This is a genomic window from Mesorhizobium sp. M0051 (genome assembly GCF_040323235.1).
Classification (GTDB): Bacteria; Pseudomonadota; Alphaproteobacteria; order Rhizobiales; family Rhizobiaceae; genus Mesorhizobium.
The window spans coordinates 321,554-342,438 of the sequence record NZ_JAMYUT010000002.1; the positions used below are offsets into that span (position 1 = coordinate 321,554).

Below are 20,885 nucleotides of genomic sequence, written 5' to 3' on the forward strand. Positions count from 1 at the left end.
ACCCGCGTCCCCGGTGAACCATGTCCGACGCTCCTAAGACCTCCGGCATGACCCGGCTGAGGAATTATTTCCTCACAGGCTTCGTTGTCTGTGCGCCACTGGCGATCACCGCCTACATCGCCTGGTCGTTTATCGGCTGGGTCGATTCCTGGGTGAAGCCCTATATTCCGTTGCGCTACAGTCCTGATACGTACCTGCCGTTTCCGGTTCCGGGGTTCGGGCTGATCGTGGCGCTGATTCTGATCACGCTGATCGGTTTCCTGACGGCCAACATCGTCGGCCGCGCCATCGTCAATTCCGGCGAACGGCTGCTTGGCCGCATGCCGCTGGTGCGAGGCATCTATGGTTCGCTGAAGCAGATTTTCGAGACCGTGCTGTCCAACAAGGGCGATATGTTCCGCCAGGTCGGGCTGGTCGAATATCCGCGCAAAGGCGTTTGGTCGCTGGTGTTCGTCGCTAGCGAGAAAGAGACCGAGATCAACCAGAAACTCGATCAGGAAGGCGATCCGCTGATTGCGGTGTTCATGCCTTGCACACCGAACCCGACGACCGGCTTTCTGATGTATGTGCCGAAGTCGGACATCGTGCTGCTCGACATGACGATCGAGGACGGCGCCAAGCTGATCGTCTCGGCCGGGCTGGTGGCGCCCGAGGTCAAGCAAATGGTCGTCGTGAACGGCGAGCCGATCGAGGGAATGCTGGCCAACCCGTCGGTTGCCGCCTTGGCTCAGCCGGCGCGCAGGAGCCGCACGGCCTCGTCGCGTCCGAACAAATAAAGCAGCAGGCGCAGCGCCTCGCCACGCTCGGATTGCAGCTCCGGGTCGCGCGACAGGATCAGCCTGGCGTCGTCACGGGCGGCCTCCAGAAGGTCGGCATGCGCCTCGATGCGCGCCACCTGGAAACCCGGCGTGCCGGACTGGCGGGTGCCCAGCAATTCGCCTTCGCCGCGCAACTTCAGGTCTTCCTCGGCAATCAGAAACCCGTCTTCGGTCTCGCGCATCACCGACAGCCGGCGTTTCGCGGTCTCGCCGAGCGGGTCCTTGTAGAGCAGCACGCAGGAGGACGGCTTGTCGCCGCGCCCCACCCGCCCGCGCAACTGGTGCAACTGGGCGAGGCCAAAGCGTTCGGCATGTTCGATGACCATGACGGTGGCGTCCGGCACATCGACCCCGACCTCGATGACCGTGGTGGCGATCAGGATGCGTGTCTCGCCCTGCTTGAAGGCGCGCATCGCCTCGTCCTTCTCGGCGCCCTTCATGCGGCCATGGACAAGGCCGATGCGGTCGCCGAACAGCGGCTTCAGCGAGGCAAAACGGTCCTCGGCGGACATCAGCTTGATCTCTTCGGATTCCTCGACCAGCGGACAGATCCAGTAGATCTTCTGGCCGCCGGCAACGGCGTCGACCATGCGGCCGACCAGTTCGTCCAGCCTTTCCAGCGGCAAGGTGACGGTGCGGATCGGCTGGCGGCCGGCCGGCTTTTCCGTCAGCTTCGACACGTCCATGTCGCCGAAGGCGGTCAGCACCAGCGTGCGCGGGATTGGTGTCGCCGTCATCACCAGCATGTCTGGTGCATCGCCCTTGGCGGTGATGGCAAGGCGCTGGTGGACGCCGAAGCGGTGCTGCTCGTCGATGACGGCGAGGACCAGGTCGTGGAAGGTGACGGTCTCCTGGAACAGCGCGTGGGTACCGACGACGATATCGATCTCGCCGCTGGCCAGGCCTGCCAACGTGTCGGTGCGCTCGCGGCCCTTTTCACGGCCGGTTAGAATGGCGATGCGCAGTCCGACCTTGGCGGCAAGCGGCGCGATCGTCGCCAGGTGCTGGCGCGCCAGGATTTCCGTCGGCGCCATCAAGGCGGCCTGGCCGCCGGCCTCGACGGCACGCGCCATGGCCAGCAACGCCACAACCGTTTTGCCGGAGCCGACATCGCCCTGCAAAAGCCGCAGCATGCGTTCGGGATCGGCGAGGTCGGCATTGATTTCGGCCAGCGCAAACTCCTGGCTTGATGTCAGCGAGTAGGGCAGTGCGGCGCGCAGCTTCTCGACGATGCTGCCGTCGCCGACCAGGGGACGACCAGACAGGCGGCGAACTTTTGCCCGCACCAGCGCCAGTGAGACCTGGCCCGCCAGCAACTCGTCATAGGCGAGCCGCCGCCACGCCGCGCCGTCGACAGAGACGTCGATCGGGTCTGCCGGATTGTGGATGCGGGCGAGCGCATCGCCAAAGGCCGAAAAGGTGTGCCGGCGCATGAAGGCGCCGTCCTGCCATTCGGGAAATTCAGGCACGCGCGCCAGCGCCTGGCCTATCGCCCGGCGCAGCACCTTGCCCGAGAGCCCTGCGGTGAGCGGATAGACCGGTTCGACCAGTGGCAGGTTCTCCGCTTCGCTGGCCAGCGCTATATGGTCGGGGTGGACCATGGTCGGGCGGCCGTTGAACCATTCCATACGGCCGGAGACCACCACATGCTCGCCCTCGGGCATCGCCTTTTCGAGATAGGAAGCATGCGCATGAAAGAAGGTCAGCGCGATCTCGCCGGTGTCGTCATGGGCATAGACCCGGTAGGGTATCGACCTGTTGCCGCGCGGCGGCGGCTGGTGGCGGTCGATGCGCACGTCGAGCGTTACGATCTGGCCTTCAGCGGATCCTGCGATACCCGGACGGCTGCGGCGGTCGATGACGCTGTGCGGCAGCACGAACAGAAGGTCGGCGGCGCGGGCGGCGCGATCGCCGAGATCGGCGGTGACGACTTTCTCTATCAGGGCGCCAACCTTCGGCCCGACGCCGGCAAGCGAAGTGATCGGGACAAACAAGGGATCGAGGATGGTGGGGCGCATGATGTCAGCTTATGTTGCGACGGCTACAGCGCAAGGCTGACAGCACCTTCTATCCACGCTATATGCGCCGCAGCAAGCGAGGATGCGGCACAATGACCGGAACGACGAGATCAAGCGAGGGGCTGGACGCTCACCGCCGCAAGCTTCTGTTTCGCTCCTGGCATCGCGGCATGCGCGAGATGGACCTGATCCTCGGCACTTTCGCCGACGCTGAGATCGGCGCCTTGACCGACGAGGAAATCGACCAATATGAGAAGCTCCTCGACATTCCCGACACTGAATTCCTGCCCATGGTCACCGGCGAACGCCCGGTCCCGGCAGATATCGATTGTGCCGTCCTGCGAAAGATCCTGGCGTTCCGCCACTCCATGACATTCTGAACACAAGCAATTCCAGGAAAAGTGCGAAGCGGTTTTCCGTCCGGAATTGCGACAAGCAAGACAGTGATTTCATGAGCCTCATTCCCACCATCGGTCTGCCGAAAGGCCGCGCCGGCCAGTTCATCGTCGACGGCGTCGCCGACGGCTACGAAGCCTTCGCGCTGGTGCAGGCGGCATTCGAGATCGCGCCCGACAAGCCGGTGCTGTTCGTGGCGCGCGACGGCCAGCGCCTGCCGGCGATCATCGAGGCGCTGTCCTTCGCGGCGCCAGGTCTGCCGATCCTCGAACTACCGGCCTGGGATTGTCTGCCCTACGACCGCGTGTCGCCTGGTTCGGATGCCGCCGCCAAGCGCCTCGATGCGCTGACCGCCATGATCGCGCTGGCGAAAAAGCCGCATCGCGCCGTCATCCTCACCACTGCCAATGCACTGCTGCAGCGCATTCCGCCGGCTGAACTGGTCGAGGCACAGACCTTCCACGCCAGGCCCGGCAACCAGATCGACATGAACGCACTGGTGTCGCGGTTGGAAACATCCGGCTTCGAGCGGGTGCCGACGGTGCGCGGCATCGGCGAATTCGCGGTGCGCGGCGGCATTCTCGACCTGTTTGCCCCAGGCTGGACGGAGGCGCTCAGGCTCGACTTCTTCGGCGACACGCTGGAATCGATCCGTGTCTTCGACGCCGCTACCCAGCGCACTACGGGCCAGCGCAAATCGATGGCGCTGCAGGCGATGAGCGAAGTGGCGCTGACGCCGGAAACGATCAGCCGCTTCCGCCGCTCCTATATCGAAGCTTTTGGCGCACCGCAGCGCGACGACGGGCTCTATGCGGCGGTCAGCGAAGGCAGGCGCTTCGCCGGCATGGAGCACTGGCTGCCGTTCTTCTACGAGCGGTTGGAGACGGTGTTCGACTATCTCACCGATACACCTGTCGTCTTCGACCATCTGGCGCATGAGGCGCTGGCCGAACGCCACACGCTGATCCTCGATCACTACGAAGCGCGCAAGAAGCAGGCCGACGGTGCGCTCAGGGATGCCGTGCCCTACAAGCCGGTGCCGCCGGATCTGCTCTATCTCTCGCCGGAAAACCTGATCGCCTCGCTAGGGCCGCGCGAAGCGATCGATTTCACGCCGTTCGATGCGCCCGATGCCGGCGCGAAGAAAGTCTACCACGCCGGTTCGCGGCACGGCCGCAGCTTCGTCGAGGAACGCGCCGACCCCAGCATCAATGTGTTCGACGTCGTGGTCAAACACATCGCCGACGAGCGCGCGGCGCGCCGCCGCGTCGTCGTCGCCGGCTGGACCGAAGGTTCACTCGACCGGCTTGGCCAGATCCTTGGCGAGCACCATCTCGGCAACCTCAAGCAGGTCGCGACCCTGGCGGAAGCCGAAAAGCTCGAGCCGGGGCAGGCGGCGCTCGCCGTGCTGCCGCTCGAATCCGGCTTCGAGACCGAGAAGCTGGTCGTCGTCGCCGAACAGGATATTCTCGGCGACCGGCTGATCCGGCGCTCGAAGCGCAAGAAGCGTCCCTCGGATTTCATTGCCGAAGCCTCGGCGCTGTCGGCGGGCGACATCGTCGTCCATGCAGACCATGGCATCGGCCGTTTCGTCGGTCTGCGTACCATCGAGGCAGTCGGCGCGCCGCATGATTGCCTGGAAATCCACTATGCCGGCGACGACCGGCTGTTCCTGCCAGTCGAAAACATCGAGCTTTTGTCGCGCTACGGTTCTGACACCGCCGAGGCGACGCTGGACAAGCTCGGGGGCGGCGCCTGGCAGTCGCGCAAGGCGCGGCTGAAGAAGCGCCTGCTCGACATGGCCGGGCAATTGATCCGCATCGCCGCCGAACGGCAGATGCGCGCCGCACCGGCGCTGGTGCCGGCCGAAGGCCTCTACGGCGAGTTCTCCGCCCGCTTCCCCTACGAGGAGACCGACGACCAGCAGACGGCGATCGACTCGGTGCGCGACGACCTTGGCGCCGGCAAGCCGATGGACCGGCTGATCTGCGGCGATGTCGGCTTCGGCAAAACCGAGGTAGCGTTGCGGGCCGCCTTCATCGCGGCGATGGAAGGATTTCAGGTGGCGGTGGTGGTGCCGACGACACTGTTGTCGCGCCAGCATTTCAAGACGTTTTCGCAGCGTTTCTCAGGCCTGCCGATCCGCGTTTCCCAAGCCTCGCGTCTGGTCGGTGCCAAGGAACTGGCGGAAACGAAGAAGGGCATTGCCGAGGGCCAGGTCGACATCGTCATCGGCACCCATGCGCTGCTTGGGTCCGCGATCTCGTTCAAGAACCTTGGCCTGCTGATCATCGACGAGGAGCAGCACTTTGGCGTCAAGCACAAGGAACGGCTGAAGGACCTGAAGACCGATGTGCACGTGCTGACCCTGTCGGCGACGCCAATCCCGCGTACGCTGCAACTGGCGCTGACCGGGGTGCGCGAGCTGTCGCTGATAGCCACGCCGCCGGTCGACCGCCTGGCGGTGCGCACCTTCATCTCGCCCTTCGATCCGCTGGTGATCCGTGAGACGCTGCTGCGCGAACGCTATCGCGGCGGGCACTCCTTCTACGTGGTGCCGCGCATCAGCGATCTCTCAGAAATCCATGACTTCCTGAGAGAATCCGTACCCGAACTGAAAGTTGCGGTGGCCCATGGCCAGATGCCACCGGGCGAACTCGATGACATCATGAATGCCTTCTACGACGGCCAGTACGACGTGTTGCTGTCGACCACCATCGTCGAATCCGGCCTCGACATCCCAACGGCCAATACGCTGATCATCCATCGAGCCGACATGTTCGGCCTGTCGCAGCTCTACCAATTGCGCGGCCGCGTCGGGCGTTCGAAGGTGCGCGCCTATGCGCTGTTCACGCTGCCGGCCAACCGCAAGCTGACCGACACCGCCGAGCGCCGGCTGAAGGTGCTGCAATCGCTCGACACGTTGGGCGCCGGCTTCCAGCTGGCCAGCCACGACCTCGACATCAGGGGCGCGGGCAATCTTCTGGGCGAGGAGCAGTCCGGCCACATCAAGGAGGTCGGCTTCGAACTCTACCAGCAGATGCTGGAAGAGGCCGTCGCCGAGGTGAAGGATTCCGGCGAGGTGCTGGATGGCGGCTGGTCGCCGCAGATCGCCGTCGGCACGGCGGTGATGATCCCGGAAGGCTATGTGCCGGACCTGCAACTCAGGCTGGCGCTTTATCGCCGTCTCGGCGATCTCGAAAACACCGAGGAGATAGATGCTTTCGGCGCCGAGCTGATCGACCGCTTCGGCCCGCTGCCCGAGGAGGTCAAGCATCTCTTGAAGATCGTCTTCATCAAGGCGCTCTGCCGCAAGGCCAATGTCGAGAAGCTCGACGCCGGGCCGAAGGGCGTCGTCATCCATTTCCGCAAGCGTGAATTCTCCAACCCGGTCGGGCTGGTCAGGTTCATCGGCGAGCAGGGGTCGCTAGCCAAGATCCGGCCGGACCACAGCGTCGTGTTCGTGCGCGACTGGCCAACGGCCGAGAAGCGGCTGGCGGGCTCCGCGGTCGTCATGACACAACTGGCGCGGCTGGTGGAGAAGGCGGCGGCGTAGGGCAGGGATAGGACACCGCCTCGCCAGGCGCGCATTCGCCACGCAGCCAAATCCGGTCTAGAATAGGAAATCGGCTTCGTGTATGGAGCCGCGATCCCTTTATAGGGCGGGTTGGCGGGCGATGGCGCCCATTTGTTTGTTTGACGCAATTCCGGACGGAAAACCGTTTCACACTTTTCCTGGAATTGCTCGGAAAGAGCGTTGGGTGCAGCGATGACGAAATGGTCGCCGAATTCTTGGAGAGCAAAACCGATCAAGCAGGTTCCTGCCTATCCGGACCTTGCCGCGCTGAAGACCACGGAAGCCCAGCTCGCGACCTTTCCGCCGTTGGTTTTTGCAGGTGAGGCACGCAAGCTGAAGAAGCAGCTAGCGGCCGTCGCTGCCGGTGACGCATTCCTTCTCCAGGGTGGCGATTGCGCCGAGAGCTTCGCCGAGCATGGCGCGGACAACATCCGCGACTTCTTCCGCGTCTTCCTGCAGATGTCGGTTGTGCTGACCTTCGCCGGCGCACAGCCGGTGGTGAAGGTTGGCCGCGTTGCCGGCCAGTTCGCCAAGCCGCGTTCGTCCGACAACGAGACCAAGGGCGGGGTGACGCTGCCCAGCTACCGCGGCGACATCATCAACGGCATCGAATTCGACGCCAAGTCGCGCATTCCCGATCCTGCCCGCCAGGAGATGGCCTACCGCCAGTCGGCGGCGACGCTCAACCTTCTGCGCGCATTCGCGCAGGGCGGCTATGCCAGCCTGGAGAATGTGCATAGCTGGATGCTCGGCTTCGTGTCCGACAGTCCGCAAGGCGAGAAGTATGAATCGCTCGCCAATCGCATCACCGAGACGATGGACTTCATGAAGGCCGTCGGCATCACCTCGGAAACCAACTACGCACTGCGCGAAACCGATTTCTACACCAGCCACGAGGCGTTGCTGCTCGGTTATGAGGAGGCGCTGACCCGCGTCGATTCGACCTCCGGCGACTGGTACGCCACTTCAGGCCATATGATCTGGATCGGCGACCGCACACGCCAGCCCGACCATGCGCATGTCGAATATTGCCGCGGCATCAAGAACCCGCTCGGCCTGAAATGCGGCCCGTCGCTGACGCCGGACGGGTTGCTGGAACTCATCGATCTGCTCAACCCCGAGAACGAGCCCGGCCGGCTGACCCTGATCGCGCGCTTCGGTTCCGACAAGGTCGCCGACCATCTGCCGAAGCTGGTGCGTGCCGTGCAGAAGGAAGGCCGCAGCGTGGTGTGGTCGTCCGACCCGATGCACGGCAACACGATCGAGGCCGCTGGCTACAAGACGCGGCCGTTCGACCGCATCCTGAAGGAGGTGCAGACCTTCTTCGAGGTGCACCGCGCCGAAGGCACGCATCCGGGCGGTATCCATGTCGAGATGACCGGCAAGAACGTCACCGAATGCACCGGTGGCGCGCGAGCCATCACCGCCGAGGATTTGCAGGACCGTTACCACACCCATTGCGATCCGCGCCTCAACGCCGACCAGGCGATCGAACTGGCCTTCCTGGTCTCGGATTTGTTGAAGAAGAGCCACCCGGTGCAGCACAAGCAGGCCGTCAACGGCTGATTTTTCGGCGCGATCCGGATGAGGTCATGAAAAGGCGCCCGAGAAATCGGGCGCTTTTCAGCCCTGCGTTCGTGCTGCCGGCACAAGCCGCGAGGGGCAGGAACCGAAGGTTTCAGTCCTTCTTGTAGAGCAGCCAGCTCTTGCCGGCCCGGCCAGCCATCGTCGAGTGCCTGGTGACGCGGTTGCGGCCACTGACCTTCGAGCGATAGAGCGCCCGGTCGGCCTTGGTGTAGAGGTCCTCGGGCCCCTCGGCCTCGGATGCCATGCAGATGCCCATCGAGACGGTGACAGTGCCGTAATTGGTACCGGTCTGGCTGCTGGTGAACGGCGTCTCCTCGATCAGGGCGCGAATGCGTTCGGCTATCTCGTAGGTGGCATCCTCGCTTGCGCCCTCGATGATCAGCGCGAACTCCTCGCCGCCGGTGCGGGCGACGAACATGTCGCCGCGAATGCCTGTCTGGAAAATGTCGGCTATGATCTGGATGATCTTGTCGCCGACCGGGTGGCCGTAGCGGTCGTTGATGTCCTTGAAACGGTCGATGTCGGCAAGGATCAAGGCGTTGAACAGGATACCCTTGTTGCTGTTGTAGATCTTCGTAATTTCCTTGTCGAAGGCGCGGCGATTCCAGATATGGGTCAAGGGATCGGTATCGGCCAGCCGCTTGTATTCCTCGAGCTTCGACTTGACGCTCTCCAGTTCGGCAGTCTTGTCGCGGAGCGTCGAGGCCACCTGCCGACCGTGATCGATCGTCGAATTGGTGGCAACCGACATGGCATTGGCAATCTTCTGCAAAAGATCCTGAGACAGAAGGCTGCGGCCGCTGAGGCCACTCGATGTCTCATCGAGGATCCTGCCGTATTTCTCGATGTGGCTACGCTCGCTCCGCAACAGCGAGGCGACCTCTTCAAGCTCCTTGGCAATAACGTCCCTGGCATGCTCGACGATGCCGGGGCCATGGTTCTGGGCAAAGAAAGTGCGCCCGATCTGGTCCAGTTCATCCTGTGTCGGCCGGTTGCTGAGCGAAACGACGGCGAGGCTGAGTTCGCGATTGGTGCCGCTCAGGGCCTCGTAGAAGATCTCGTAGTTGCGCGGCAGGCCGAGCACGCCCAGCTGGCGCATTGTGGCGATGACACTGGCTGCGATGTCGGTCTTTCGTTCTGTGGGGACGGCTGCCAGCTGCATGTTCTGATCACTCTTCCCCTCGGATCCCGCCGTAGAATTTGCAGGTTCCACGTGTCGCCGTCCTGGGGAATGCCGCCCGATAGTCCACAATCTGCGACGAGACGCGTCCCCACCCACGACCGTCGCTTGCCGTGACCATAAATGCGCCGGCGCTAAAGTTTCCTTAATTTGTAAAGGCCGGACACGTTTTTCTCTATTTGCGGCTGTAGAAGCTTGAATGAAACTGAATTTCGCGTTCGCGGCGCCAGCATGTGTCGCATTTGCTGGCGCGTGGCTGCCGCAAAGCTGGAAACGTGATGGCGAAGCTCGTGCCAAGCAGAGTTTTCTCCAAGAAGGAGTCGCCATGAGTGATGGTCATCGAGGCTCGTGTCTGTGCGGAGCGGTCCGCTTCAGAACGCACGGAGCGCTGCGTGGCGTCGTCTATTGTCATTGCTCGCAATGCCGCAAGCAGAGCGGACATTTCTACGCCGCGACCAATGTTGCCAATGCCGATATCGTGATTGAGGGCAAGGAAAACATCACCTGGTACGAGGCGTCTGCCTTCGCAAGGCGTGGTTTTTGCAAGGCGTGCGGATCGGTGATGTTCTGGGAGCCGCGACACCAGGACTACATCTCAGTCATGGCAGGGTCGTTCGACAAGCCGACAGGCCTTGAGGGCGAATGCCATATTTTCGTCGGCGACAAGGGCGACTATTATTCGATCGACGACGGCCTGCCACAGTTTGAGAAATCGACACCGTCCATACCGGTCGCCGAATGATTCTTGGAAAAATCGCCTTATTTCGTTGATCTGGCCAGCAATTGCATTATCCCGTGCCGGTGATTCGGAAAGGGGTTTGGCATGCAGCGGCTGATCGGCGCTTATTTCAATTCGGTGCGGGCGTTTCGCAAGCTGGCGGCCAGCGAGAAGGCTTTCCAGCAGGAACTGGTGCTGCTTGCGCTTGCCTTGCCGCTCGGCTGGTTCGTTTCGATCTCATGGCGCGGTTATGCCTTGTTGATCGGCGCGGTGCTGCTGCTGATTCTGGTCGAAGTGCTGAACACCGGCATCGAGGCGGCATGCGATGCCTTCAGCCGCGAGTTCAATGTCGACATTCAACTGGCGAAGGACTGCGGTTCGCTGGCGGTGCTGATTTCGGTGCTCATCGTCGCCGGCGTCTGGGGCATCGCCATCATCGAGCGGATCACGGGCCTACCGATTTAGCAGGAGGTGCTGGAATATCCGGGTGATGGCGGCATGACCTGAATCTCAAGCACATCCAGCTCAGCTCTCCCTGGCGCGCTCCCTGTTAGCGATGTGACGGGCAACGAACCAAGCAAGGATCGCCACGGTCAGGCCGATGCCCAGCCCGACCAGCAACCGCTCGTGGCGCATCAATGCCTGGCCGATGAAGTGCTCGGCTCCCAGTCCAAAGACATAACCTATCGTGCCGAACAGCACCGCCCAGATCGCCGACGAAATAGCGTTGAGGATGACGAAGAGCGGCGCGGGGATATTGGAAAGCCCGGCCGCGATGCCGCCGACGAGGCGCATGCCGTAGATATAGCGGTTCGACAGGACGAAAATGTTCGGATGGGTGTTGAGCAGGCGAAAGGCGCGGCGAAAGCCGGGTCGCTTGCGCAATCTGACGACATAGCGATGGTCGGCAAAGCTACGTCCAAGGATGAAGAAGAAGGTATCGCCGACGAAGGCGCCGAGGCCAGCCGCGACAAAGGCGTGCCACAGGACGAAGACCTGCTGATGCGCGACGAAGCCGCCGAGGATGGCGGCACTTTCACCCTCGGCAACGCAGCCGAGAAATATGGCAAGCAGTCCATATTGTTCGATGAAATGATGGATGGCCTCCGTCATGAGGGCTGGGTCTGGGGGGCAAGTCGCTCGTCAATCCGCTTCACCTGTTCGGCTATCTGCGCGATCTCGTCGCGCATGCCGATGATCTGGCTGTGGCGCAGCTCGTCCAGCTTTTCGTGCAGCGCCATGATCTCGATCTCGGCTTTAAGGTTGACCTCGTAATCGTGCGCGGCGTCGAGACGGTCGCGCGCCGCTTGGCGGTTCTGCGACATCATGATCACCGGCGCCTGCAAGGCGGCGATCATCGAGAGGACGAGGTTGAGGAAGATGAAAGGGTAGGGGTCGAACGATTCTCGCCCCAGCAGCCACCAATTGGCACCGATCCAGAGGATCAGGAAGGCGATGAAGGACAGGATGAACGTCCACGAGCCGCCGACGCGCGCAATGGCGTCGGCGATACGGTCGCCCATGCCCTGAAGGCCGGCAAGATTGACATTGATGTCCTGCGCTATGGGCTTGCGGTCGACGGTACTCTGCAGCACCCGCCTCTCAAGTTCGCTCAGGCTCTCCGGGGTTCGCCTCAGCCAGCGATTGGCGAGTTCCGGCACGGTCTTGTTCATGGATGTCTCCATACAAAGCATCGGCTTGGCAGCCTGATTTCCATATAGGAAGATGCCGGTCGTCAAAAGCATGACGCGAGGACGCAAGCAGAATGGCCGATTTCGCAAAAATCCGCGCACGTGCCGCAAAACGCAAGGGTGGCGAAGCGGAGCTTTCGTCACTGCTGGGCCCCCTGCCCGACAATGCCGCCATGGCTGAGATCGCGGACGATCGCATTCTGTCTGTTATGGCCGAGCGCGTGTTTGCCGCCGGTTTCGTCTGGCGCGTCATCGAACAGAAATGGCCGGGCTTCGAAGAGGCGTTTCTCCACTTCGAGCCGAAGCGGCTGTTGTTCCAACCCGATGATTTCTGGCACGATCTGGCTTCCGACCAGCGCATCGTGCGCAATCCGCAGAAGATCAAATCCGTTCGCGACAACGCTGCCTTCGTCGAGCGCGTGTCGAAGGAGCATGGTGGCTTCGGCGAATTCCTCGCCAAATGGCCGGCCGACGACCAAGTCGGCCTGATGGCCTATCTCGGCAAACATGGCAGCCGGCTCGGCGGCAACACCGGCCAGTATTTCCTGCGCTGGCTAGGCTGGGATGCCTTCGTCATTTCGGGCGACATGGCGGCGGCATTGCGCGACTCGGGGCTCGAAATCGCCGAAAGCCCGACCTCGAAGAGAGATCTCGACAAGATCCAGGCCCAGATCAATCAGTGGGCGGCGCAGACACGTCTGCCGCGCCGCCACATATCGCGCATCCTGGCAATGTCGATCGGGGAGAACCATTCTCCGCAATCGTTGCGCGAATATATGGGTGACGACTGATCGCCGGCAGTGCGGCCACAATCAGTCCGAATTGGTCCAAACGAACGCCATTGCCCGACGAAATTTGCCGCGCTAAGTCAGCAGGCATGACCAAGATCCTCGACATCCTGCGCATTGCAATCGCCCAGCTAAACCCGACCGTCGGTGACGTCGCCGGCAATCTCGCCAAGGCCCGCGCGGCGAGAGCCGATGCTGCCCGCCAAGGCGCCGATCTCGTGCTCTATACCGAGCTTTTCCTTGCCGGCTATCCGCCGGAAGATCTGGTGTTGAAGCCGGCTTTCCTGAAGGCCTGCGAAAAAGCGGCACAGGACTTTGCCGCCGATACCGCCGACGGCGGTCCGGGCGTCATCATCGGCACGCCATTGAAGCGCAAGAGCGGCACGCACAATTCGATTGTCTTCGCCGATGGCGGCAAGATCATCGCCGAGCGCTACAAGCTCGATCTGCCGAATTACGGCGAATTCGACGAGAAGCGCGTTTTCCAGGCCGGGCCCGAAATTCAGGGGCCGGTCAATTTCCGCGGCGTGCGGATCGGAATTCCGATCTGCGAGGACATCTGGGGCGATGTCGACATTTGCGAGACGCTGGCCGAAAGCGGGGCGGAAATCCTGCTGGTGCCGAACGGCTCGCCCTATTATCGCGCCAAGATCGATGTTCGCCACCAGGTCGTCATCCGCCAGGTCATCGAATGCGGGCTGCCGATGATCTATGCCAACCAGCTTGGCGGCCAGGACGAGCTGATCTTTGACGGCGCCTCGTTTGCCATAGGTTCTAACAAGACACTGGCCTTCCAGATGAGCCAGTTCGAGGAAGCAATCGACGTCACCACCTGGAAACGGCAAGGCGAAGGATGGGTCTGCTCGGAAGGGCCGATGTCGAAAATCCCGGATAGGGAAGAGGCCGATTATCGCGCCTGCATGCTCGGCCTGCGCGACTACGTCAACAAGAACGGTTTCAAGAATGTCGTGCTTGGTCTCTCGGGCGGCATCGATTCGGCGATCTGCGCGGCCCTTGCCGTCGATGCACTCGGCGAGGAGCGCCTTCGCGCGGTGATGATGCCTTACCGCTATACCTCGAAGGACTCGCTGAAGGACGCCGAGGACTGCGCCCGTGCGCTCGGCTGCCGCTATGACATCGTGCCGATCTTCGAGCCGGTCGAAGGCTTCCTGCACGCTTTGACGCAGATGTTCGAAGGAACCAAGGAAGGCATCACCGAGGAGAATTTACAGAGCCGCGCGCGCGGCACCATCCTGATGGCGATCTCCAACAAGTTCGGCTCGATGGTCGTCACCACCGGCAACAAAAGCGAGATGTCGGTCGGCTATGCCACACTCTATGGCGACATGAATGGCGGCTTCAATCCGATCAAGGACCTCTACAAGATGCAGGTCTATGCGCTGTCGCGCTGGCGCAATAGCCATGTGCCGCCGGGCGCGCTCGGGCCTTCTGGCGAGGTGATCCCGAAGAACATCATCGACAAGGCGCCGTCGGCGGAATTGCGCGAGAACCAGACCGACCAGGACTCGCTGCCGCCCTATCCGGTGCTGGACGACATCCTCGAATGCTTGGTCGAGAACGAAATGGGCGTCGACGACATCGTTGCGCGCGGCCATGACCGGGCGACGGTGACGCGCATCGAGCATTTGCTCTACATCGCCGAATACAAGCGCCGGCAGGCGGCTCCGGGGGTGAAGATCACAAAGAAGAATTTCGGCCGCGACCGCCGCTACCCCATTACCAATCGTTTCAGGGATGGAGGCTAGACGCTGAAAGCCCGCGGCTGGCTTACATCAGCCATTGTTGCAAAATAATCGCAGTGGTTGGGCCAGATACACTTTTGGCGTGCGCTGATCTTGGCGATGCATCGGGGCGTCTCTATAAGGGGCCTCTCCGCGATTCATTTGCGGGAGGTCTGAATGGCAGTATTTCAAATGGTAATGCGAGGCCGCGAAGCTTAGGTCTCACCCGGCGCTCCGCGAAGGTTTGCCCTTCGAGCCGATGCCGGATTGAGCACAGGCTTATGCCGATGCCGGTCGCCGCCCGATTACGGGCGAGACGCCAAATATGCCACTCCGCTTTCCGGGCACTCATTGGCCCCTTGCGCGGCTTCTTCAATTTTCGACCTTACTGGGATCGGGCTCGTTTGCGCCCGAATGACATCATGGCTCGTTTTCGAATCGATTTGCGCGCGGGCGCGTTTCGCAGCGTTCTTGGCTTCACGCTCACCCATTGGCGGCGCCAGCCGTGGCGGCTTTCGCTCATCATGGGCGGCTTCCTGCTGTCGACGCTGGCCGATGTCCTGACGCCGCTCTATTCCGGCCGGCTGGTCGACGCCGTCGCCAGCAGCGCCGGTGCCGACGCGATTGCCTGGAATGCCGCGATGACGGCGTTTTCGATGCTGATGGCCCTTGCATTGACCGGCGTTGTTTTGCGCAACCTTGCCTTCATGGGCATCGTCGAATTGACGCTGAAAATGATGGCGGATATCGCTGCCGACGCCTTCCATCGCGTCCAGCGCTTTTCCACCGACTGGCATGCCAACAGCTTTGCCGGCTCGACCGTGCGCAAGGTGACACGCGGCATGTGGGCGCTCGACCTGCTCAACGACACGATCCTCATCGCGCTGCTGCCGTCCGTCGTCATGCTGGTCGGCTCGACGCTGCTGCTCGGCTGGTTCTGGCCGCTGATGGGCGCGGTCGTTGCCGCCGGTTCGGTGCTGTTCATCATGGTCACGACGATGCTGTCGCTTGGCTATGTCGCCCCGGCGGCAAGGCTCGCCAACACCTGGGACACGCGCCTCGGCGGCTCGCTGGCCGACGCGGTGAGTTGCAACGCCGTGGTCAAGGGCTTTGGCGCCGAGGAGCGCGAGGAGCGACGCCTCGCCAGGGTCGTCGCCAAATGGCGTGCGCGCACGCGGCGCACCTGGGTGCGCGGCACCATCAACGGCACCACACAAGGGGCGCTTCTGGTGGCCATGCGCGCCGCGGTGATCGGCCTGGCGCTGATGCTGTGGTCGTGGGGTCAGGCGAGCGCCGGTGACGTCGCCTTCGTTCTGACCTCGTTCTTCGTGCTGCAGGGCTATCTCAGGGATATCGGCACGCATATCCGCAATCTGCAGCGCTCGATCAACGATATGGAGGAGCTGGTCGATTTCCAGTCCGAACCGCTCGGTATCGAGGACCGGCGCGGCGCTAAGCCGATCCGGATCACTGAAGGACGGATCGGCTTCGATAACGTCACCTTTCACTACGGCAGTCACCGATCGGCGCTCTATCGTGATTTTTCGGTCGACATCGCGCCGGGTGAACGTGTCGGCCTGGTCGGCCATTCGGGTTCGGGCAAGACGACTTTCGTCAAGCTGATCCAGCGCCTCTATGACGTGAATGCGGGAAAAATCCTGGTCGACGGCAAGGACATCTCGCAGGTGGCGCAAGCGTCGCTGCGCGGGCAGATCGCCATCGTCCAGCAAGAGCCGATCCTGTTTCACCGGTCGCTGGCCGAAAACATCGCCTATAGCCGGCCGACCGCGACGCAGGATGAGATCGAACATGCCGCAAAGCTGGCGAGCGCGCATGACTTCATCACCAACCTGCCGAAGGGCTACGGCACTCTGGTCGGCGAACGCGGTGTGAAACTGTCGGGCGGCGAGCGTCAGCGCGTGGCGATCGCGCGAGCCTTTCTTGCCGATGCGCGCATCCTGATCCTGGACGAGGCGACATCGAGCCTCGATTCCGAATCGGAAGTGCTGATCCAGCAGGCGATGGAGCGGCTGATGGTCGGTCGCACCACGTTGGTCATCGCGCACCGGCTTTCGACGGTGCGGGCGCTTGACAGGCTGCTGGTCTTCGATCGCGGCAAGATCGTCGAGGAAGGCTCGCATGACGAGCTGATCCGGCTGAAAGGCGGCATCTATCGCCGTCTGTTCGAACGCCAGGCCCTGGAACTGACCAAGGGTCTGGTGATCTGACACTGAGGTGGCCGCCGGCTTCGGCCGACGGCCAGTTCGATTAGGCACTATCAGCCCGCGGAAGCGGGCAGCGCACATCTGTCGCCCAGAGTATACTGGCCAAGCAAATCCGACTGTGGAGTGCCTTTCCAGCTCCTGGGTTTGAGACGTCTGTTTACGTTACCCATCGAAGATGCGTTGTGTCCGTCATTGCCTAATATAAGCATACGCAAGCAACCGGAGCAGTCCTTACGATGCATCTTGTTTCCGCAAATGGCGGTCCCGAACAGCTTGCTGCGCCGTCGGTGCTGGAATCTCGGCACGGCTCGGTTCGGCCGCTCGCTGCCTCAGATATCGAGGGCGTCGCCGCACTCTTCCTGACCAAGTTTCGCCGGAGGCGCCGTCGTCTCCTCGAACGCGCGATCGCGGAGACGGCCGATTATATGAGAGAGATTTATCTTGACCCTGCCAGCCAGACCGGCGTGAGCAGCGCTCTCGTCCAGATCAACCGGCAGGGTCGTCTGGGTGGTTTCCTCGGCGTCCTGAAGGCCCGCTACGAGCTCAAGGGAGCGGCATTGAACGCGGCGATCATCGGTCCACTCATGGCCGACCCCGGCACCGATGACGGTACGGCCGGACCGCAATTGCTGCGTGCCTTGCACCAAGGCGAATTCGATCTGCAGCTGACCGATTCGGCCAACCGGACATCTTTGGCCTTCGCGCGCCCGATGAAATATCAGCTTCTGCCGGTGCATTGTCTCGGATGGACCTATGTTTTCCGGCCGGCCGCGATGGCCGCCGCCACGCTGCACCGTAAATGGCCCGGCCTGCCTCGCTTGGCGCTCGATCCCTGCGCAAGAGCATTGGATAGTCTTGCGAAAAGAAGGTTCGAGCCCCCCGTCCAGGCTTCGCCGTCGCAACGCGTCCACTGTGAGCCGATCGATGCCGCGCAATTTGCCGAGCGGCTGCCGACCCTCCTGTCCGATTACTCCCTTCGTCCGAGTTGGAAGAATGGCGAGTTGCCACGGCTGCTCGCACTGGCGGCCGAGAAGCGGGCCGACGGCCCACTTCATTTTGGTGGAAGCTACGACGAAACGGGCAAAATGCTCGGTTGTTATGCCTTCTACGGTCAAGCCGGGGACATCGCGAGCCTGTTGCAAATCCAGGCGTCCGGATCGCACTGGCGCGCGACGCTGGATGGTCTCATCGCGGCCGCGTGGGAAATGGGCTGCGTGGGCATCACCGGGCAGACTCAGAGCAGATTCATGCCTCAACTCTTCGGCTACAAGAATCTCTTCTTCCGCTATGCCGGGGGGACGATGGTCCGCTCGCGAATCGGCGAGGTTACGGAAGCGGTCCGCTCCGGCGATGTCTTTATCGGTGGGGTGATGGGCGACCGCTGGACCCGCCTCAGTTCCGATGACTTCGGCCGCTGATCGCCTTCAACGACCGTTCGGCGGCGCCACCGGCTGGCTGCGCTCGGACGTGGCGGGCGCCGCCGGACTGGCCGCCGCCTAAGCGCCGACCAGGCGCACACCGCCCGGTCTTTTCATTCCAGCCGCCATGTTCTATGTCTGCCGGGCAGCGTGGGGGCGCGTCTTGTCAATCGCAAAAGCATCCGGTACGCCCCGTTTATGACAGTTACCGTTCGTTTCGCCCCGTCGCCAACCGGCCGCATCCATATCGGCAATGCGCGCACGGCCTTGTTCAACTGGCTGTTTGCCATGAACAACAAGGGCCGCTTCATCCAGCGCTTCGACGACACTGACATGGCCCGCTCGAAGCAGGAATTTTCCGACGCCATCCTCTATGATCTGCATTGGCTGGGCATTTTCCCGGACGCCACCGAGTACCAGTCGCGGCGTTTCGAAATCTATGACGCGGCGGTTGAGAGGCTGAAGGCATCAGGTGTTCTTTATGCTTGCTACGAAACGCCGGAGGAGCTCGATCTCCGCCGCAAGGTGCGCCGAACGCGCGGCCTGCCGCCGGTCTATGGCCGCGAGGCGCTGGCCCTGACGCACGAGCAGATCGCCGAATACCAGGCCGATGGCCGCCGGCCGCACTGGCGTTTTCTCCTCCCAAATTTCTCGGTCGATCCGCAACAGCCGGAACGCACCGAAATCCAGTGGAACGATCTGGTGCGCGGCGAGGAAACGGTCGACCTTGCCTCGCTTTCCGATCCAGTGCTGGTTCGCGAGGACGGTACTTATCTCTATACGCTTCCCTCCGTGGTCGACGACATCGAGATGGGCATCAGTCATATCATCCGTGGCGACGACCACGTCACCAACACCGGCGTGCAGATTGCGCTGTTTAAGGCGCTGGCGGCCGAGCCGCCAGTATTCGGCCACCACAATCTGCTGACCACCGCATCGGGCGAGGGGCTGTCGAAGCGCACCGGCGCGCTCTCCATCGAAAGCCTGCGCGAGGACGGCATCGAGCCGATGGCGGTCGCTTCGCTGGCCGTGCTGGTCGGCACCTCGGAGAATGTCGCGGCGATGCCGACGATGAGTGAACTCGCCGAACATTTCGATCCCTCGGCGACATCGAAATCCGCGGCCAAATTCGATCCGGACGAGCTGTTCGTGCTCAACCGGACGCTGCTGCACCACATGCCATTCGCCGAGGCGCAAGACCGGCTGATCGTGCTCGGCGTCTCGGGCGAAGAGGCCGAACCGTTCTGGCTGGCAGTGCGTGGCAATCTCGACAGGCTGGCCGATGCGGCCAACTGGTGGCGTATCCTGCGCGAAGGACCGCAGGAGAAGCCGGAATTTTCCGATGACGACCGCAATTTCCTTCAACAGGCGTTCGATCTGCTGCCGGAGGAACCCTGGACCGCGACGATCTGGAAGGATTGGACGGGCAAGATAAGGGAAGCGACCGAGCGCAAGGGCAAGGCCTTGTTCATGCCGCTCAGGCTTGCCCTTACCGGGCTGCCTTCGGGGCCTGAGCTTGCAGATCTATTGCCGCTGATGGGTCGGGAAGGAACGTTGGCCCGACGACCCTGATTTTGCGCTGGTCCGGCGGCAAGGCTGATACCGGCGACGTCACTGGTTTGGCGGAAAGCCTCTTGATCGCCTCGCGGTCGAGCCCACCTTGCAGATTGGCCAAGGTTTCCGGATCGGAACCGGGGTCCGGCTTGGAAATCGGGACTGGGATGATCGGTGCAGCATCCGTTTCGGGCTGGGATCGTTCCGGATTTGGCGGGTTGCCGGCGATGATCTGGAAATTCTGCGCCGCGTTGCAGCCGCAAGCCGGCGGCCGCGACATGTCTGGCTGCTTGTAGAGATAGGCGGTCGGCAATTCGCTGTAGGGCCGGCCGGTGACTGACGATGTCATCGAGGCCGAATCGTCGTCCATGCCGCGCGAATAGAAAACCTGCATCTCGGTGCCGGGGCAGCTCGATTCGCAATTCTTCTGGTCACGTTCGAAATCGCCTGCCGAGGCCGAGTTCGACATCGGGAAGAAGTAGCCGTCGCAGGTGCGCACGCAGGAGGTGTGGAATTCGCCGCCGACGCTCGGAAAGTCCGGTATGCCGGGCCGGTTGAGCACCCGGCGGACGCTGCGCTCCTCGCCGGGATCGTCAAGCTGATCAAGAGTATCCGATGTATCGAGCTGCTGGCTGTTGCCGCCGAAAAGCTGATCGAACAGATTTGTGCTGCCGCCTTCGCGGTTGGCTTCCTGCAGCGGCGCGCGCCTTGGCGCAACTGTGTCGTCGCGGCAGCCATTGGCATCAAGCGATGCCAGGATGCGTCCACGGTCACGGCGCGAGCCGCCGTCGGCCAGCCGCTCGCGCTTGCTCTGCAGCGCATCGAGATTGGCATTCATACGGTGGATGGTGGCGTTGAGCCCGGCACATTGATCGACGTTGCGGCCAAACAGCGAAAAGACGCACCCAGCCCGGCTCGCTTGGCTGCGAGCCTTCGAAATCTGCTCGCGTTGCCGGGCAATTGCGGACTCGTATTTCCGGATCAGCGCCGGACCGCCACCGCCACCGCGAGAGGCTGCGGCAAGGTCGTTTTCCAACTGGCGGCAGATTCGCGAGGCGGCCTGTGGCTCGGCTACCTCCCATGTTGCGGACAATAGAAGGCCAAGCAGCACGGCAGCATGCGCCTGCTTCCACCCTCCGCTTGGCATCCACCCAAACTCCGCCTGCCCAAATC

The 20,885-nt window shown here is 62.5% G+C and carries 16 protein-coding genes; 11 read left to right on the forward strand and 5 right to left on the reverse strand.

Going from position 1 to position 20,885, the window contains the following annotated elements; genetic code table 11:
* Nucleotides 1–20 precede the first annotated feature (20 nt).
* Nucleotides 21–776: a DUF502 domain-containing protein gene (locus tag NKJ90_RS03455; protein ID WP_031259610.1), complete on the forward strand. Its 756-nt coding sequence runs from the start codon at nucleotides 21–23 to the stop codon at nucleotides 774–776.
* Here the strand turns inward: NKJ90_RS03455 and recG are convergent.
* The gene (recG, locus tag NKJ90_RS03460; RefSeq protein WP_023757493.1) at nucleotides 728–2,836 is read right to left on the reverse strand and encodes an ATP-dependent DNA helicase RecG; all 2,109 of its coding nucleotides are present in this window, start codon (nucleotides 2,834–2,836) and stop codon (nucleotides 728–730) included. The genes NKJ90_RS03455 and recG overlap by 49 nt on opposite strands.
* A gap of 92 nt (nucleotides 2,837–2,928) precedes the next feature.
* On the opposite strand from recG, the gene NKJ90_RS03465 reads away from it, so the two are divergent.
* The 3 genes from NKJ90_RS03465 to NKJ90_RS03475 all read left to right on the forward strand — a co-directional run bounded on the left by NKJ90_RS03465 (nucleotide 2,929) and on the right by NKJ90_RS03475 (nucleotide 8,375).
* The gene (locus tag NKJ90_RS03465; protein ID WP_023757492.1) at nucleotides 2,929–3,216 is read left to right on the forward strand and encodes a succinate dehydrogenase assembly factor 2; all 288 of its coding nucleotides are present in this window, start codon (nucleotides 2,929–2,931) and stop codon (nucleotides 3,214–3,216) included.
* Nucleotides 3,217–3,287: 71 nt separating this feature from the next.
* On the forward strand, nucleotides 3,288–6,788 hold the full coding sequence (gene mfd / locus NKJ90_RS03470; protein WP_023757491.1) for a transcription-repair coupling factor: 3,501 nt from the start codon (nucleotides 3,288–3,290) through the stop codon (nucleotides 6,786–6,788).
* Between the two features lie 213 nt (nucleotides 6,789–7,001).
* On the forward strand, nucleotides 7,002–8,375 hold the full coding sequence (locus tag NKJ90_RS03475) for a class II 3-deoxy-7-phosphoheptulonate synthase (RefSeq protein WP_023757490.1): 1,374 nt from the start codon (nucleotides 7,002–7,004) through the stop codon (nucleotides 8,373–8,375).
* A gap of 112 nt (nucleotides 8,376–8,487) precedes the next feature.
* Here NKJ90_RS03475 and NKJ90_RS03480 read toward each other — a convergent pair whose 3' ends face one another.
* On the reverse strand, nucleotides 8,488–9,558 hold the full coding sequence (locus NKJ90_RS03480; protein WP_023757489.1) for a GGDEF domain-containing protein: 1,071 nt from the start codon (nucleotides 9,556–9,558) through the stop codon (nucleotides 8,488–8,490).
* A gap of 343 nt (nucleotides 9,559–9,901) precedes the next feature.
* Between NKJ90_RS03480 and NKJ90_RS03485 the strand changes: the two genes are divergently transcribed.
* Complete coding sequence (locus NKJ90_RS03485) at nucleotides 9,902–10,318, forward strand: GFA family protein (RefSeq protein WP_023757488.1); 417 nt, start codon at nucleotides 9,902–9,904, stop codon at nucleotides 10,316–10,318.
* Nucleotides 10,319–10,399: 81 nt separating this feature from the next.
* Nucleotides 10,400–10,759, forward strand: a complete 360-nt coding sequence (locus NKJ90_RS03490; RefSeq protein ID WP_352485664.1) for a diacylglycerol kinase — start codon at nucleotides 10,400–10,402, stop codon at nucleotides 10,757–10,759.
* Nucleotides 10,760–10,819: 60 nt separating this feature from the next.
* On the opposite strand, the gene NKJ90_RS03495 is transcribed toward NKJ90_RS03490, so the two are convergent.
* Nucleotides 10,820–11,407 carry a DedA family protein gene (locus NKJ90_RS03495; protein WP_023757487.1) on the reverse strand — a complete coding sequence of 196 codons (588 nt, stop codon included), beginning with the start codon at nucleotides 11,405–11,407 and terminating at the stop codon, nucleotides 10,820–10,822.
* The gene (locus NKJ90_RS03500) at nucleotides 11,404–11,967 is read right to left on the reverse strand and encodes a DUF1003 domain-containing protein (RefSeq protein ID WP_023757486.1); all 564 of its coding nucleotides are present in this window, start codon (nucleotides 11,965–11,967) and stop codon (nucleotides 11,404–11,406) included. Before NKJ90_RS03500 ends, NKJ90_RS03495 begins: the two co-directional genes overlap by 4 nt.
* 92 nt (nucleotides 11,968–12,059) lie before the next feature.
* Between NKJ90_RS03500 and NKJ90_RS03505 the strand changes: the two genes are divergently transcribed.
* The 5 genes from NKJ90_RS03505 (at nucleotide 12,060) to gltX (ending at nucleotide 19,730) form a co-directional block, all read left to right on the forward strand.
* Complete coding sequence (locus NKJ90_RS03505) at nucleotides 12,060–12,776, forward strand: DNA-3-methyladenine glycosylase I (protein ID WP_023757485.1); 717 nt, start codon at nucleotides 12,060–12,062, stop codon at nucleotides 12,774–12,776.
* 86 nt (nucleotides 12,777–12,862) lie between these two features.
* Entirely contained in the window at nucleotides 12,863–14,539 is a 1,677-nt protein-coding gene (locus tag NKJ90_RS03510; RefSeq protein ID WP_023757484.1) for an NAD+ synthase, read from the forward strand.
* Between the two features lie 398 nt (nucleotides 14,540–14,937).
* Nucleotides 14,938–16,743 carry an ABC transporter ATP-binding protein gene (locus tag NKJ90_RS03515; RefSeq protein WP_023757483.1) on the forward strand — a complete coding sequence of 602 codons (1,806 nt, stop codon included), beginning with the start codon at nucleotides 14,938–14,940 and terminating at the stop codon, nucleotides 16,741–16,743.
* Nucleotides 16,744–16,976: 233 nt separating this feature from the next.
* Entirely contained in the window at nucleotides 16,977–18,158 is a 1,182-nt protein-coding gene (locus tag NKJ90_RS03520) for a hypothetical protein (protein WP_023757482.1), read from the forward strand.
* A gap of 198 nt (nucleotides 18,159–18,356) precedes the next feature.
* The gene (gene gltX / locus NKJ90_RS03525) at nucleotides 18,357–19,730 is read left to right on the forward strand and encodes a glutamate--tRNA ligase (RefSeq protein WP_023757480.1); all 1,374 of its coding nucleotides are present in this window, start codon (nucleotides 18,357–18,359) and stop codon (nucleotides 19,728–19,730) included.
* On the opposite strand, the gene NKJ90_RS03530 is transcribed toward gltX, so the two are convergent.
* The gene (locus NKJ90_RS03530; RefSeq protein ID WP_352485667.1) at nucleotides 19,648–20,859 is read right to left on the reverse strand and encodes a DUF2865 domain-containing protein; all 1,212 of its coding nucleotides are present in this window, start codon (nucleotides 20,857–20,859) and stop codon (nucleotides 19,648–19,650) included. The two genes, gltX and NKJ90_RS03530, sit on opposite strands and share 83 nt — an antisense overlap.
* Nucleotides 20,860–20,885 lie beyond the last annotated feature (26 nt).

What these genes read in the sequence shown, in the direction of transcription:
- NKJ90_RS03455 (WP_031259610.1), top strand. Translation starts at nt 21, where the DNA reads ATGTCCGACGCTCCTAAGACCTCCGGCATGACCCGGCTGAGGAATTAT.
- recG (WP_023757493.1), bottom strand. Translation starts at nt 2,836, where the DNA reads ATGCGCCCCACCATCCTCGATCCCTTGTTTGTCCCGATCACTTCGCTT.
- NKJ90_RS03465 (WP_023757492.1), top strand. Translation starts at nt 2,929, where the DNA reads ATGACCGGAACGACGAGATCAAGCGAGGGGCTGGACGCTCACCGCCGC.
- mfd (WP_023757491.1), top strand. Translation starts at nt 3,288, where the DNA reads ATGAGCCTCATTCCCACCATCGGTCTGCCGAAAGGCCGCGCCGGCCAG.
- NKJ90_RS03475 (WP_023757490.1), top strand. Translation starts at nt 7,002, where the DNA reads ATGACGAAATGGTCGCCGAATTCTTGGAGAGCAAAACCGATCAAGCAG.
- NKJ90_RS03480 (WP_023757489.1), bottom strand. Translation starts at nt 9,558, where the DNA reads ATGCAGCTGGCAGCCGTCCCCACAGAACGAAAGACCGACATCGCAGCC.
- NKJ90_RS03485 (WP_023757488.1), top strand. Translation starts at nt 9,902, where the DNA reads ATGAGTGATGGTCATCGAGGCTCGTGTCTGTGCGGAGCGGTCCGCTTC.
- NKJ90_RS03490 (WP_352485664.1), top strand. Translation starts at nt 10,400, where the DNA reads ATGCAGCGGCTGATCGGCGCTTATTTCAATTCGGTGCGGGCGTTTCGC.
- NKJ90_RS03495 (WP_023757487.1), bottom strand. Translation starts at nt 11,407, where the DNA reads ATGACGGAGGCCATCCATCATTTCATCGAACAATATGGACTGCTTGCC.
- NKJ90_RS03500 (WP_023757486.1), bottom strand. Translation starts at nt 11,967, where the DNA reads ATGAACAAGACCGTGCCGGAACTCGCCAATCGCTGGCTGAGGCGAACC.
- NKJ90_RS03505 (WP_023757485.1), top strand. Translation starts at nt 12,060, where the DNA reads ATGGCCGATTTCGCAAAAATCCGCGCACGTGCCGCAAAACGCAAGGGT.
- NKJ90_RS03510 (WP_023757484.1), top strand. Translation starts at nt 12,863, where the DNA reads ATGACCAAGATCCTCGACATCCTGCGCATTGCAATCGCCCAGCTAAAC.
- NKJ90_RS03515 (WP_023757483.1), top strand. Translation starts at nt 14,938, where the DNA reads ATGGCTCGTTTTCGAATCGATTTGCGCGCGGGCGCGTTTCGCAGCGTT.
- NKJ90_RS03520 (WP_023757482.1), top strand. Translation starts at nt 16,977, where the DNA reads ATGCATCTTGTTTCCGCAAATGGCGGTCCCGAACAGCTTGCTGCGCCG.
- gltX (WP_023757480.1), top strand. Translation starts at nt 18,357, where the DNA reads ATGACAGTTACCGTTCGTTTCGCCCCGTCGCCAACCGGCCGCATCCAT.
- NKJ90_RS03530 (WP_352485667.1), bottom strand. Translation starts at nt 20,859, where the DNA reads ATGCCAAGCGGAGGGTGGAAGCAGGCGCATGCTGCCGTGCTGCTTGGC.